Consider the following 12,589-nt stretch of genomic DNA (forward strand, 5'->3'; position numbering starts at 1 on the left):
GCCCCTAGCCCTTCGCCCGTGCCGCGGCGCGGGCGATGGCGACGCATTCCACTTCGGCCAGCAATTCCCCGGCACTGCCGCTGCGCATCATCGCACGCTCGGCCAGCCTGACCCGTTCGATCGCCCGCGCGATCTGGGGGGCGGACCAGCGGCGGAGCGCGCGGCCGGTGGCGGGGCGTTCCTTGAAGAACACGCGGTGGCGCTCCATCGCGTCGTCGACGCTGGCGCCCTGGTCCATCTCGGCGCGCAACTCGGCCAGCGTCATCAATCGGCGGACCAGCTGCCGCATCAGCGGGATCGCCGATCCGCCGCTTTCGCCCATCTTGGCCAGTTCCTCGCCGACTTCCGCCACGCGTCCGTCGAGCACCGCCTCGATCGCCCCGAACAGCTCGCCTTCGCCCAGATCGGCGCCGATCGCGTCCAGCGCCGTACCGTCGGCGTCGCGCGGATGTTCGGGATCGGCGTCGAGAAACAGCGCCAGCTTCTCGATCTCGCGCGTCAGGATTGCGCGGTCGCCATTGGCGGCGCTCGCCATCCGATGCGGCACGTCGCCGGTCAGGCGCAGCCCGTGCTCGCGCGCAATCGTGCCCGCCAGCTGCGCCGCGCCCGCGCCTTCGGGAACATAGCAGGCGAAGGCCATGGCGCTGGGCGCGGCGATCGCCGCCTTCACCAGCTTGCCGCTGGTCTTCAGGTTCGGGCCGATCGCCACCACCGGATTGCCCGCGCGCTCGGCGCCGAGCAGCAGCGCCACTGCTTCGGCCGCGCCTTCCTCGATACCCTGCACGCGAATGTACCGCGCACCGCCGAACAGCGAGAGTGACGCAGCTTCGTCGGCGAGTAGCCCGGGCTGGTCGCGCAGCGCCTTCATGTCGATGTCGATTCGCTCCGCCTCCGGGCCCAGCGCCTTGCCGAGCCGCGCCGCCAGATCGGCCGCGCCGGCCTCGTCAGGGCCATGGAGCAGGTACAGCCGGATGTCCGGCTTTGGCGCCTCTACCGCCGCGCGGATTTGGCCCGCATTGGCCTTCATTGCGCCGGCGGGGTGCCGCCATTGCGCACATAGCGGGCGATGCGCGCTACGATCTGGTCTGCGACGATGCCGGAAAGCCGCTCCAGCGCACTCTTCTCGGCTGCGATCGTCGCATATTCGGATCCGACCACGTCGATGCCGGCATCCGATCCGGCGGTGGCGTCGAGCACCACCTGGCCGTTCCGCACGTCGATCAACTGGTAGCGCGCGCGCAGCGTCCGCCGCTCGCGCGACACCGAATCGTCGCGCCGCACGCCCAGCCCGATGATCCGGTCGTCGAGCCGCACTTCAAGGCGATAGGCTGCGGCGGTGCCGCGATTATCCAGCCGGTCCTTCAGCGCGTTCGTCACCAGCCAGCCGGACTGGCCCTCGATCGGGGCGACTTCCACTGCCGCCAGCGTCGAGGCGACCGTGCCTCCGCTGCCCCCCTGGTACATCGGATGCAGCCCGCACGCGGAGAGCGCCAGGGCAAGGGGAGCGAGCAGGGCAGGGGCCTTTGTCATGCGACGATGTTCACCAATCGATCGGGCACCACGATGATCTTGCGCGGCGCGTTGCCTTCGAGCAGCCGAACGATCTTGTCCGACGCAAGTGCCGCGGCCTCGACGACGTCCTTGGCGGCGCCCTTCGGCATGACCAGCGTGTCGCGCAGCTTGCCGTTGACCTGCACCGCGATCGTCACTTCGTCGTCGATCAGCAGCGCCGGATCGACCGCCGGCCATTCGGCGTCGGCGATCATGCCGGTCTCGCCCATCGCGGCCCAGGCCTCTTCGGCGATGTGCGGGACCATCGGCGCAACGATGCGGACCAGCGTGCGGATCGCGGCGGTGCGCGAGGCGGAGGGCTTGGCCTTCTCGATCGCCGCGGTCAGCTCGTAGAGCTTGGCGACGGCCTTGTTGAAGGTCAGCGCCTCGATGTCCTCGGCGACACCGGCGATGGTGCGGTGGAGCTTGCGGTCGAGATCCTTGTCCTCGCCCTCAGCGGCTTCCAGGCCGTCGAACAGGCGCCACAAGCGGTTGACGAAGCGCCAGGCGCCTTCGATGCCGCTCTCGCTCCACTCCAGGTCGCGCTCGGGCGGGCTGTCGGAGAGCACGAACCAGCGGGTCGCGTCGGCGCCATACTGGTCGACGATCTCGGTCGGATCGACGGTGTTCTTCTTCGACTTCGACATCTTCTCGACGCGGCCGACGATGACCTCGGCGCCGGTGTCGGTCAGATAGGCCGATCCGTCGGCGCGGAATGAGACCTGGGACGGCTCGAAATAGACCTTCCGCTCCAGCCCCTCATGCTCTTCGAGCTGATAATAGCTGGCGTGGGTGACCATGCCCTGGGTGAACAGTCCCGCGAACGGCTCGGCCACGTCGATGCGGCCGATATGGCGCAGCGCGCGGGTGAAGAAGCGCGCGTAGAGCAGGTGCAGGATCGCATGCTCGACGCCACCGATATACTGGCCGACCGGCAGCCACTGCTCTGCCACCGCCTTGTCGAAAGGCTGGTCGCTCGGCTGGCTGGCGAAACGCAGGAAATACCAGCTCGAATCGACGAAGGTGTCGAGCGTGTCGGTCTCGCGCCGCGCGGGCTTGCCGCATTTCGGGCAATCGACATGCTTCCACGTCGCGTGGCGGTCGAGCGGGTTGCCGGGGACGTCGAACGACACGTCTTCGGGCAGCGTGACCGGCAGCTGTTCCTTCGGCACGCCGACGGGGCCGCAATCCTCGCAATGGATGATCGGGATCGGGGTGCCCCAATAGCGCTGGCGGCTGACGCCCCAGTCGCGCAGGCGCCACACGGTGCTGCCGGTGCCCCAATTGCCTTCCTCGGCGCGGCGGATCACTTCGCGCTTGGCATCGACCACGTCGAGACCGTCGAGGAAGTGCGAGTTCACCAGCGTGCCGGGGCCGGTATAGGCCTCGGTGCCGTCGAACGCAGGCGCGGTCTTGTCGCCTTCGGAGACGACGCGACGGATCGGCAGCGCGTACTTGGTCGCGAATTCGAAGTCGCGCTGATCATGCGCCGGCACGCCGAACACCGCGCCGGTGCCATAGTCCATCAGCACGAAGTTCGCGATATAGACCGGCACCTGCCAGCTCGCGTCGAACGGATGCTGCGCGGTGAGCCCGGTGTTCCAGCCGAGTTTTTCCTGCGTCTCCAGCTCGGCCGCGGTGGTGCCGCCCTGCTTGCAGCGCTCGATGAACGCCTGCACTTGCGGGTCGCCCGCGGCGAGCGCTTGCGCGATCGGGTGGTCCGCCGCGATCGCGACGAAGCTCGCGCCGAAGATCGTGTCCGGCCGCGTGGTGTAGACGGTCAGCCCTTCGCCGTTGGACAGGCTCCAGGTGAACTGCAGGCCTTCCGACTTGCCGATCCAGTTTTCCTGCATCAGCTTCACCTTGTCCGGCCAATGCTCGAGGCCCTTCAGCCCTTCGAGCAGGTCGTCGGCGAAATCGGTGATCTTGAGGAACCACTGGTTGAGCTTGCGCCGCTCGACCAGCGCGCCCGAGCGCCAGCCGCGCCCGTCGATCACCTGCTCGTTGGCGAGCACGGTCATGTCGACCGGGTCCCAGTTGACCGCGCTTTCCTTGCGATAGACCAGCCCGGCTTCGTACAGGTCGAGGAACAGCGCCTGTTCCTGGCCGTAATAGTCGGGCTCGCAGGTGGCGATCTCGCGCGTCCAGTCGAGCGCGAAGCCGAGGCGCTTGAGCTGCGCCTTCATCGTCGCGATGTTCTGGCGGGTCCAGGCGCCGGGATGGACCTTCTTTTCCATCGCGGCATTTTCGGCGGGCATGCCGAAGGCGTCCCAGCCCATCGGATGGAGCACTTCCATGCCCTTCATCCGGCGGAAGCGCGCCAGCACGTCGCCCATCGTGTAGTTGCGCACATGGCCCATATGGATGCGCCCCGAGGGATAGGGGAACATCTCGAGCACATAGGACTTCGGCTTGGGCGAATCGTCGCGGGCGGCGAAGGTGCGGTTTTCCTCCCACGCCTTCTGCCACGCCGCGTCCGCCTTCAAGGGATTGAAGCGAGACGCCATGATGGGATTCCGATTAGTTGGTCGCGACGGCCGCGCGGCGCAGGTCGCGTGCGCGGGTCAGGATGATGTCCTCGAGCTTCTGGACGGTGGCTGCCTGCACGGGGGCCGAGACCCAGGCGCCGTTGCGGTTCACTTCGCGCAGCGCCGCGACCCGCAGCGCATCGGCGCGCAGATCCTGGTCCAGCACGGTCACCGTCACCTTCATCCGTTCGGTCGGGACGTTGGGGTTCACATACCAGTCGGTGACGATCACGCCGCCGTTCGAATCGGTCTGGAGCAGCGGCATGAAGCTCAGCGTGTCGAGGCTGGCACGCCAAAGATAAGCGTTGACGCCGATGGTGGTGACCTTGGACGCCGCCAGATCGGCTTGCGGGCGCCCCTTGCCACCGCAGGCGGAGACGGAAACAGCGAGCGACCCCAGGATCGCAAAGCGCAACAGGCGGTTCATGGACGTCGTACTTCCTACCGGGCAAGGGAATGAGTGCGAGCATCTATAGGGTGTGATGTGGCGGGAGCAAGGCGCGACGCGACGGGCACCGTTGGACGATTTCTGCTTGAATCTGTGGGTATGCTGCAACACTTGGCGGAAAATCGCTGTCACCGGTGGAACGTCGGCTTCGTTTCGTGGTACGGGCACCCATAAGAGAGGAATGCAGATGCGTTTGGTTCGCTGGATGACGGGACTTGGGGTGGGGGCGCTTTGCGTCGCCGGCCTCGCCGTGTCTCCGGCGCTTCAGGCGCAAGAACGAGACCGCCTGGCAAGGGCTGCCGTTCGTTCCACGCCGCTGACGCTGAATGGCGCCGGTGGTTTCACGCCCGCCGCGGCCGATCCGAAGCTGGCTGCCGTGCTCGCGCGCAGCGGCCTCGCCGATTCGGGTTTCCGCTTCACTCCGGCCGATTCGCGTACCGGTTCAAATCGTGCGCTGATGGTCGCTGTCCGCGCCCGCTCGACGCGCGCGGTCGAAGTCGACAGCCGGATCCCCGCCGCCAAGCCCAGCGCCGTCAGTCTCGCTCCGATCGCCTATAATCTGGGCGTCTCGGTAGGTTGGCGCCGTGTCGCCCTGTCCGGGGATGTCACGCGCGTCGATCTCGTCGACCAGCCGGGCAGCCGCGAGCGCAAGGAAGTTGGCGTCAGCTACAGCGGCAAGCGCGTGAGTGGCCGGATCGCGGCGATCGACGATCGGCCGCTGGTGCAGGCGCCCGTGCTGATCGGCGAGAAGCCGAGCTATGCGCTCGATCTCGGTGGATCCTATTCGGTGTCGCGTAACCTCGCGCTGACGGCCGGCGTTCGGTACAAGAGCGAGCGCGATCGCCTGCAGCAGCTGACGAACGACAATCGCCGCGACAGCCAGGCGATCTATATCGGCACCGCCTTCCGCTTCTGATCGGTTCAGGCCGGCGCCCACGCGTCGATCGCCGCCCATCCGCGAATTCCAAACGGCTGCAGGCGTTTCGCCCGCGCCGCGTTCATTCCTCCAAGCGCGATCACCGGCCTGTCTAGCCCGCGCACCAGCAGGCCGAATCGCACCGGGCCTAGCGCCGCCGCGCCTGGGTGCGAACGTGTCGGAAAGGCGGGGGAAACGAGCAGCGCGTCCGCGCCCGCCCGGATCGCCGCCACCGCTTCGCGCCGCGAGTGCACCGGCCAGGTCGTCAGTCCGCGCCCGCGCCGGCCGTGCGTGCCCGCCTCGCCGCGCATCGGATGCGCCCCGGCGCGCAGCAGCACCAGCCTGCGCCGCCGCGCTACCTGCGCGATCCGCGCGAACAGGGCGCGTCGCTGGTCCAGGGGCAGCTGATAATGACGGAAGATGATGCCGCTGCCGCGCGGCAGCCGCTCCAGCGCATCCCATAGCCCGTCGCCCAAGCGAGGGTCGGTCATCAGCCACAGGCGCGGGATTGGGGGGTGGCGGGTCGGCATCACCATGCCTATAGCCCGCCCCATGCTTCAAGACGATGCCAGCCAGCGGCTCGCCGCGGTGCAGACCGCGATCGCCCGCGCCGCCAAGATCGCCGGCCGCCAGCCTGCCGACATCACCCTCATCGCCGTTTCCAAGACGCGCGACGCCGCGACGATCCAGCCGCTGATCGATGCCGGGCAGCGCGTGTTCGGCGAGAACCGCGTACAGGAAGCACAGGGCAAGTGGCCGCAGTTGCGCGAGACAACTTCCGGCATTGAACTGCACCTGGTCGGCCAGCTCCAGTCGAACAAGGCAGACGAAGCCGTTGCCCTGTTCGACGCGATCCACGGCGTCGACCGGCCGTCGCTGGTGGCGGCGCTGGCCAAGGCGATGGACAAGACGGATCGCCGCCCGGCCTGCTTCCTCCAGGTCAATATCGGCGACGAGCCGCAAAAGGGCGGCTGCCCGGTTGCCGATCTGCCCGCGCTGCTCGGCGAGGCAAAGACCGCCAGCCTGCCGGTCGCCGGCCTGATGTGCGTGCCGCCTGCGGGTCTGGAAGCCGCCCCCTATTTCGCGCTGCTCGCCAAGCTGGCGCGCGACCACGGGCTGGGCGGGCTCAGCATGGGCATGTCGAGCGACTACGAAACCGCGGTGACGCTCGGCGCCACCCATATCCGCGTCGGCACGGCGCTGTTCGGAGACCGCGCATGAACGAGATGACTCGCCTGCCCACCACGATCCCTGTGCGCTTCGCCGGCCTCATCTTTGACTTCGACGGGGTGCTGCTGGAGAGCGAATATGCCGGCAACAAGCAGATCGCCGACTATCTGACCAGCATCGGCCATCCGACCACGCCCGAACATTCGATGGCGAACTTCATGGGGCTGGCGGGACATGATTTCCTCGCCGCGATCGAGAACTGGATCGGCCGCGCGATCCCCGAGGGCTTCCATGAGGCCCGTGCGGAGGAAGATGCCCGCGCCTTGGCGGAGGGGCTGCCGGCGGTGGCCGGTGCGCTGCGCTTCCTCGAGAGCCTGCCCAAGGATCTGCCCAAGGCGATCGCCTCGTCGAGCCCAAGCCACTGGCTCGACACGCATCTCCGCCATCTCGGCGTCCGCGATCTGTTCGGCGACAAGCTGTTCAGCGGCCGCGAGCATGTTGCCAACGGCAAGCCGGCACCCGATCTCTACCTCCACGCTGCCGCCGCGCTGGGCGTGCCGATCGAGGATTGCGTGATCCTCGAGGATTCGCCGGTTGGCGTGACGGGCGCCGTCGCCTCGGGCGCGACGGTGATCGGGCTATGTGCGGGCGCGCACTGCGCGGCCGATCACGGCGAGCGGCTCAAGGCGCTGGGCGTGCAGCACATCGCCCATGATTTCGACGAGGTCGCCCGGCTGATCGGCTGACGGCCTTGCCGTGCTCCTGTTTCGCAGGAGCACGGTCAGTTCAAAACTCGTGCCCGGTCCGGTCGCGCTTGGTCGCCAGATACCGCGCATTGTGCGGGTTCGCCGGCAGCACGTGCGGCACGCGCTCCAGCACGTCGACACCGGCGGCGCGCAGCGTCTCCACCTTTTGCGGGTTGTTGGTGAGCAGCCGGATGCGCGGTTGGCCGAGCAGGTTCAGCATCCGCGCCGCCACCCGGAAGTTGCGCGCGTCGATCGCGAAGCCGAGCCGGGTGTTGGCGTCGACCGTGTCGAAGCCCTGGTCCTGCAGCGCATAGGCGCGCAGCTTGTTGATCAGGCCGATGCCGCGCCCTTCCTGGCGCAGATAGAGCAAGATGCCCCAGCCGCTCTTCGATATCTCCGCGATCGCGGCCTTCAGCTGCGGTCCGCAATCGCATTTCAGACTGCCGAGCATGTCTCCGGTCAGGCATTCGCTGTGCAGCCGCACCAGCGGCGCCTCGCCGTTCGGCTGGCCGATCAGCAGCGCGATATGCTCGCCCGGCATCTCGTCGGTGCGGAAGGCCACGATTTCGGCGTCCTCGGCGGCTTCAACCGGCAGTCGCGCGCGACCGACGATCCGCAGGCGATCGGCATCCTCATGTGCGTCGATATCGGCGAGGGTGATTGCGTCCCCCGCATCGCCTTCCAGCACGAAGAAGGCGGGGAGCAGCCCAGCGATCCGCGCCAGCCGCAGCGCCGCCGCCGCGGCGTCGGCCTGCACCACCGGAATCGCGCGGAAGGGGCCCTTGAGCGGCGTCGCGAGATCGAATTGCGGATCGGCGAGCGCGGTCGCCGCGTCGAAATCGAGCCAGTCGACCCGCTCGATGAGCACCGGCGCGTCCGGCGTTGCCGCATCGCGCTGGTTGGCCAGCTTCAGCGTCGCCGCGCGGCCGGCCGAGAGCAGCACCGGCGCAGCCCCGGCCGGGTCGAAATCCCTCAGCCGCGCACCGTCGGCGGTCTCGATCGCGAGCAGCCGGAGGGTGCCTTCCACGCCCCGAATGGCGATCGGCCAACCGCGGCGCAGTGCGTCCACGGCTTCGGCGGCGGCGCGCGGATTGCTCAAAAGTCGAACTCCGTCACGATCGGTACATGGTCCGAGGGCTTGATCCAGGAGCGGCACGGCTCGCACACCTTGTGCGCCACCGCCTTCTCGGCGATCTCGGGGCTGGCCCACATATGGTCGAGCCGCCGCCCGCGATCGGAGGCAGCCCAGTCTTTCGCGCGGTAGCTCCACCAGGTGTAGCAGCGCGCCGGTGCCGGGATGAACTTGCGGCCGAGATCCACCCACCCATGCGCCGCCTGGAGGCGGCCCAGCGCCTCCACCTCGATCGGCGTATGGCTGACCACGTCGAGCAGCTGCTTGTGGCTCCACACGTCCGATTCGAGCGGCGCGATGTTGAAATCGCCGGTCAGGATCGTCGGCACGTCGAGTTGGGCGGACCATTCCGTCATCCGTGCCACAAAATCGAGCTTCTGGCCGAACTTCGGGTTCACCGCTCGGTCGGGCACGTCGCCACCGGCGGGAACATAGACATTCTCGAGTCGCACGCCGTTCGGCAGCCGCACGCCGACATGGCGGGCTTCCTGGTTGGCCTGCCAGTCGAGTCGATCGTCCTCGGCCACAGGCACGCGGGCGATGATCGCCACGCCGTGGTGCATCCGCTGGCCGTGCTTGATGATGTGGGTATAGCCGAGGTCGCGGAACGGCGCTTCGGGGAAGTCGCCGTCGATCACCTTGGTCTCCTGCAGGCACAGGATGTCAGGCACCTCCTCGCGCAGGAACTGCTCGACGATGGCGATGCGAAAGCGGACGGAATTGATGTTCCAGGAGGCGATCTTCACGCGCGCCGATGTAGCAAGTCCGCGCCGAAGTACCAGTATATCATGGATGGGCCGCCCAAAAGGAAAGGCCCCCGCTCCGGGGGCAATGGAGCGAGGGCCGACCTAGCGTTCGTCACGCAGGGGGAGGGGGCATGAAGCCGGGCAACAGGGGGAAAAATCCCGGGCAGCAACCCCTTCCGCCTTGCCCTGATAGACGAGCAAACCTGTCGCTTGGATGAACGATTGCGCTATACGAAAATTAATGCGTGCGGACCTGGGTCCGCGGGTCGTTCCAGCGAAAGGCCGAGTCCGCCACCGGCCCGTTGAAGCGCTGGCTGGCCAGCCGGATCGTGGTGCGGTTGTTCTGCGCGTCCAGCGCCACCCAGCCCTGCAGCTTCAGCCCGGCCGGAGCCGTGCCGTCCTTCTGAAACACCATGGTGATGCGTCCGTATTCCGGGTGCTTCGGATCATGGATTTCGACAGAGATCACGCGCGAGTCGGCGGTTGGCTTCACCTGCGCATAGCCGCTGATGTCGCGGCCGGGATCCAGCAGCACCCGCAGCGGCGAATTGCCGGTGGGCCAGCGCTGCACCTGGCGCACCTGATAATCGATAAAATACAGGCTCTTGCCGTCGGCGACGATCAGTTGCGGCACGCCTTTCTCATATTGAAAGCGGATCTTGCCGGGTTGCTTCAGCGTCAGCACGCCGGTCACAACCCGGCCGTTGCGGTCCTCCTGCGTGAAATCGGCGGTCATCGTCGAAATGCCCTTCAGATGCTGCTGCACCTGGGCGAGCTCGGGCGCGGGGGCGGGCGCCGCCGCCACCAGCAGCGGCGCGGCGAGCATGGAAAGGGCCAAGGGGCGCGAAAACACGGGGTTCTTCTCCGAATTGCAGATCGCCGGCATAAGCGCAGCGGCTTGAATGGGCCGTGAACCCATTACCGCAGCGATTCGATCCGCCTTTAGAGCGGCCGCCCCTCGGTATCCATCAACACCTCGCGCCGGCCGACATGGTCCGGCTTGGACACCAGATTCTCGCGCTCCATCCGTTCGATCAGCCGTGCCGCCGAGTTGTAGCCGACGCGCAGCTGGCGCTGCAGCCACGAGGTCGAGGCCTTCTGGCTCTCTGCGACCAGCTGCACCGCGCGGCGATAGGTCTGCTCCTCGGGGCTGTCCTCGCCATCGGGCGCGCCCTCGAGGGTGAAGCCGCCGTCCTCGGGCTCCTCGGTAACCGCCGAGATGTAATCCGGCGCGCCCTGCGCCCGCCAGAAATCGGTGACCGCCTGGACCTCGTCGTCGCTGACGAAGGGCCCGTGGACGCGGGTGATGCCCTTGCCGCCGGACATGTACAGCATGTCGCCCTTGCCCAGCAGCTGCTCGGCGCCCTGTTCGCCCAGGATGGTACGCGAATCGATTTTCGAGGTGACGTGGAAGCTGATCCGGGTCGGCAGGTTCGCCTTGATCACGCCGGTGATGACGTCGACCGAGGGGCGCTGCGTCGCCATGATCAGGTGGATGCCCGCCGCGCGCGCCTTCTGCGCGAGGCGCTGGATGAGGAATTCGACTTCCTTGCCCGCGGTCATCATCAGGTCGGCCAGCTCGTCGACGATGACGACGATCAGCGGCAGCACCTGCAGATCGAGCGTCTCTTCCTCGTAGATCGGCTTGCCGGTCTCCGGATCATAGCCGACCTGCACCTTGCGGCCGAGCGTCTGGCCCTTGGCCTTGGCGGTGCGCACCTTGTCGTTGTAGCTCGCCAGACTGCGGACGTTGACCGAGGCCATCATCCGGTAGCGATCCTCCATCTGCTCGACCGCCCATTTGAGCGCGCGCACCGCCTTGGGCGGATCGGTCACCACGTCGGCGAGCAGGTGGGGGATGTCCTTGTACATGCTGAGTTCCAGCATCTTCGGATCGATCATGATCAGCCGGCACTGCTCGGGCGTGAGCCGATAGAGCAGCGACAGGATCATGCAGTTGAGCCCCACCGACTTGCCCGAGCCGGTGGTGCCGGCGACGAGCAGATGCGGCATAGGCGCGAGATCCGCGATCACCGGCTCGCCGGCGATGTTCTTGCCGAGCACCACGGGCAGGGTGGCGCCCTGTTCCTCGAACTGCTGGCTGCCGATCAGCTCGTGCAGGCTCACGCTTTCCCGAGTGGCGTTGGGCAGCTCGATGCCCATCACGGTGCGGCCGGGGATGGTGGCGACGCGGGCGGAGATCGCGCTCATGTTGCGGGCGATGTCGTCGGCCAGCTGGATCACACGGCTGGCCTTGATGCCGCTTGCCGGCTCCAGCTCGTACATGGTGACGACCGGGCCGGGGCGGACCTCGACAATCTCGCCCTTCACATGGAAGTCCTCGAGCACGCTTTCGAGCAGCCGGGCGTTGCGCTCCAGCGCGGCCTTGTCGACCGTCGAGGTGCGGTTGGCGGGCGGCGGGGTGAGCAGGTCGAGCGGGGGCAGCTGGTAGCTGTCCTTGAAGTCGAGCGCGGCCTGCACCGGCGGCTTCGCGCGGGCGGGGGCGGTGGAGATGGTGCGGTCGGCGATCACTGGCCCGGGGCGGTTGTCCGGGATCACCACGCGGCGCGGCTCGGCGGCGCGGGGCGGATCGCGGTCGAAGGGCAGGTCGTCGTCGTCATCGGGATCTGCCTCGAAGGCGGACACGCTCTGCGGCCGGGCGCGGAAGCCGGTGCCTTCGGGGGCGGTGACAATGCGTTCCTCACCGGTCGAGCGGGTGAAGCGTGGCATGCGGAACAGGCGCAGCGGCGAGCTGAACTCCAGCCGCATCCACCATAGCCACAACCCGCCGAGCAGCAGCAGCAGCCCGATCCCGCGCCCGACCCAGAAGGACACGGCGGGGTCTCCGGCGAGCCCGATCAGCCAGTCCACGCCGCCGGCGATCGACAGCCCGATCAGCCCGCCCATGCCGGCGGGCAGCCGCCAGTCGAGCGGCAGCGACCAGTCGAAATGGAGCAGCCCGAGCCCGATCGCGGCCAGCGCGGCAGCAACCGCCGCGCTGCCGATCATCCGGCGGGGGCGCTCGATCGGCCGGTCAATCATCATCCGATGCGCGGAGAGCAAGCCGACGGGGGCGAGCAGCAGCACCGGCAGGCCGATCAGCGTGTAGAGAATGTCGGCGATCCAGGCGCCCACCGGGCCCAGCCAGTTGCGCGCCGGGCCGCCAGCGGCGGTGTTCAGCGCCGGATCCGAGGCATGGTAGCTGACCAGCGCCAGCACCAGCGCGACCGTCAGCACGAACAGTGCCGTGCCCGCCAGGACGAATCCGCCGCGACGGACGCCCGCCTTCATCGTGTCGCGCCAATGCGGCGCCTCTGCGCGGGACGCCATCGTCCAGCCTCCGGATCTGCAA

The 12,589-nt window shown here is 68.0% G+C and carries 12 protein-coding genes; 3 read left to right on the top strand and 9 right to left on the bottom strand.

Going from position 1 to position 12,589, the window contains the following annotated elements:
• Positions 1-4: 4 nt before the first annotated feature.
• The 4 genes from holA to B215_RS0108070 are packed head-to-tail and all read right to left on the bottom strand — an operon-like array spanning position 5 to position 4,506.
• Complete coding sequence (holA, locus tag B215_RS0108055) at positions 5-1,027, bottom strand: DNA polymerase III subunit delta (RefSeq protein WP_019369133.1); 1,023 nt, start codon at positions 1,025-1,027, stop codon at positions 5-7.
• Positions 1,024-1,530, bottom strand: coding sequence for an LPS assembly lipoprotein LptE (gene lptE, locus B215_RS0108060; protein ID WP_026009075.1), 507 nt, complete (start codon positions 1,528-1,530; stop codon positions 1,024-1,026). The genes holA and lptE overlap by 4 nt, the downstream gene beginning before the upstream one ends.
• Positions 1,527-4,058 carry a leucine--tRNA ligase gene (gene leuS, locus B215_RS0108065; RefSeq protein ID WP_019369135.1) on the bottom strand — a complete coding sequence of 844 codons (2,532 nt, stop codon included), beginning with the start codon at positions 4,056-4,058 and terminating at the stop codon, positions 1,527-1,529. The genes lptE and leuS overlap by 4 nt, the downstream gene beginning before the upstream one ends.
• A 13-nt stretch (positions 4,059-4,071) precedes the next feature.
• Complete coding sequence (locus B215_RS0108070) at positions 4,072-4,506, bottom strand: DUF3576 domain-containing protein (RefSeq protein ID WP_019369136.1); 435 nt, start codon at positions 4,504-4,506, stop codon at positions 4,072-4,074.
• Between the two features lie 208 nt (positions 4,507-4,714).
• Between B215_RS0108070 and B215_RS0108075 the strand changes: the two genes are divergently transcribed.
• Positions 4,715-5,443 carry a hypothetical protein gene (locus B215_RS0108075; RefSeq protein WP_236704426.1) on the top strand — a complete coding sequence of 243 codons (729 nt, stop codon included), beginning with the start codon at positions 4,715-4,717 and terminating at the stop codon, positions 5,441-5,443.
• Positions 5,444-5,448: 5 nt separating this feature from the next.
• Here B215_RS0108075 and B215_RS0108080 read toward each other — a convergent pair whose 3' ends face one another.
• The gene (locus B215_RS0108080; protein ID WP_019369138.1) at positions 5,449-5,979 is read right to left on the bottom strand and encodes a thiamine phosphate synthase; all 531 of its coding nucleotides are present in this window, start codon (positions 5,977-5,979) and stop codon (positions 5,449-5,451) included.
• A 16-nt stretch (positions 5,980-5,995) separates the two neighbouring features.
• Here B215_RS0108080 and B215_RS0108085 point away from each other — a divergent pair, with 16 nt between their 5' ends.
• A complete protein-coding gene (locus tag B215_RS0108085; RefSeq protein ID WP_019369139.1) occupies positions 5,996-6,664 on the top strand; it encodes a YggS family pyridoxal phosphate-dependent enzyme in 669 nt (222 codons plus the stop codon).
• A complete protein-coding gene (locus B215_RS0108090) occupies positions 6,661-7,359 on the top strand; it encodes an HAD family hydrolase (protein WP_019369140.1) in 699 nt (232 codons plus the stop codon). The genes B215_RS0108085 and B215_RS0108090 overlap by 4 nt, the downstream gene beginning before the upstream one ends.
• A 40-nt stretch (positions 7,360-7,399) precedes the next feature.
• On the opposite strand, the gene ribA is transcribed toward B215_RS0108090, so the two are convergent.
• From ribA to B215_RS0108110, 4 genes are all read right to left on the bottom strand, one after another.
• On the bottom strand, positions 7,400-8,458 hold the full coding sequence (gene ribA, locus B215_RS0108095; RefSeq protein WP_019369141.1) for a GTP cyclohydrolase II: 1,059 nt from the start codon (positions 8,456-8,458) through the stop codon (positions 7,400-7,402).
• On the bottom strand, positions 8,455-9,237 hold the full coding sequence (locus B215_RS0108100; RefSeq protein ID WP_019369142.1) for an exodeoxyribonuclease III: 783 nt from the start codon (positions 9,235-9,237) through the stop codon (positions 8,455-8,457). The genes ribA and B215_RS0108100 overlap by 4 nt, the downstream gene beginning before the upstream one ends.
• 238 nt (positions 9,238-9,475) lie before the next feature.
• Positions 9,476-10,123: a LolA family protein gene (locus B215_RS0108105; RefSeq protein WP_019369143.1), complete on the bottom strand. Its 648-nt coding sequence runs from the start codon at positions 10,121-10,123 to the stop codon at positions 9,476-9,478.
• A gap of 56 nt (positions 10,124-10,179) precedes the next feature.
• On the bottom strand, positions 10,180-12,567 hold the full coding sequence (locus B215_RS0108110; protein WP_019369144.1) for a DNA translocase FtsK: 2,388 nt from the start codon (positions 12,565-12,567) through the stop codon (positions 10,180-10,182).
• Positions 12,568-12,589: the final 22 nt, after the last annotated feature.

Origin of the sequence: Sphingomonas sp. ATCC 31555 (assembly GCF_000282895.1) — a bacterium.
Taxonomy (GTDB): Bacteria; Pseudomonadota; Alphaproteobacteria; order Sphingomonadales; family Sphingomonadaceae; genus Sphingomonas.

What these genes read in the sequence shown, in the direction of transcription:
- B215_RS0108080 (WP_019369138.1), bottom strand. Translation starts at nt 5,979, where the DNA reads ATGGTGATGCCGACCCGCCACCCCCCAATCCCGCGCCTGTGGCTGATG.
- B215_RS0108110 (WP_019369144.1), bottom strand. Translation starts at nt 12,567, where the DNA reads ATGGCGTCCCGCGCAGAGGCGCCGCATTGGCGCGACACGATGAAGGCG.
- B215_RS0108090 (WP_019369140.1), top strand. Translation starts at nt 6,661, where the DNA reads ATGAACGAGATGACTCGCCTGCCCACCACGATCCCTGTGCGCTTCGCC.
- B215_RS0108070 (WP_019369136.1), bottom strand. Translation starts at nt 4,506, where the DNA reads ATGAACCGCCTGTTGCGCTTTGCGATCCTGGGGTCGCTCGCTGTTTCC.
- B215_RS0108075 (WP_236704426.1), top strand. Translation starts at nt 4,715, where the DNA reads ATGCGTTTGGTTCGCTGGATGACGGGACTTGGGGTGGGGGCGCTTTGC.
- B215_RS0108105 (WP_019369143.1), bottom strand. Translation starts at nt 10,123, where the DNA reads ATGCCGGCGATCTGCAATTCGGAGAAGAACCCCGTGTTTTCGCGCCCC.
- B215_RS0108085 (WP_019369139.1), top strand. Translation starts at nt 5,996, where the DNA reads ATGCTTCAAGACGATGCCAGCCAGCGGCTCGCCGCGGTGCAGACCGCG.
- lptE (WP_026009075.1), bottom strand. Translation starts at nt 1,530, where the DNA reads ATGACAAAGGCCCCTGCCCTGCTCGCTCCCCTTGCCCTGGCGCTCTCC.
- leuS (WP_019369135.1), bottom strand. Translation starts at nt 4,058, where the DNA reads ATGGCGTCTCGCTTCAATCCCTTGAAGGCGGACGCGGCGTGGCAGAAG.
- holA (WP_019369133.1), bottom strand. Translation starts at nt 1,027, where the DNA reads ATGAAGGCCAATGCGGGCCAAATCCGCGCGGCGGTAGAGGCGCCAAAG.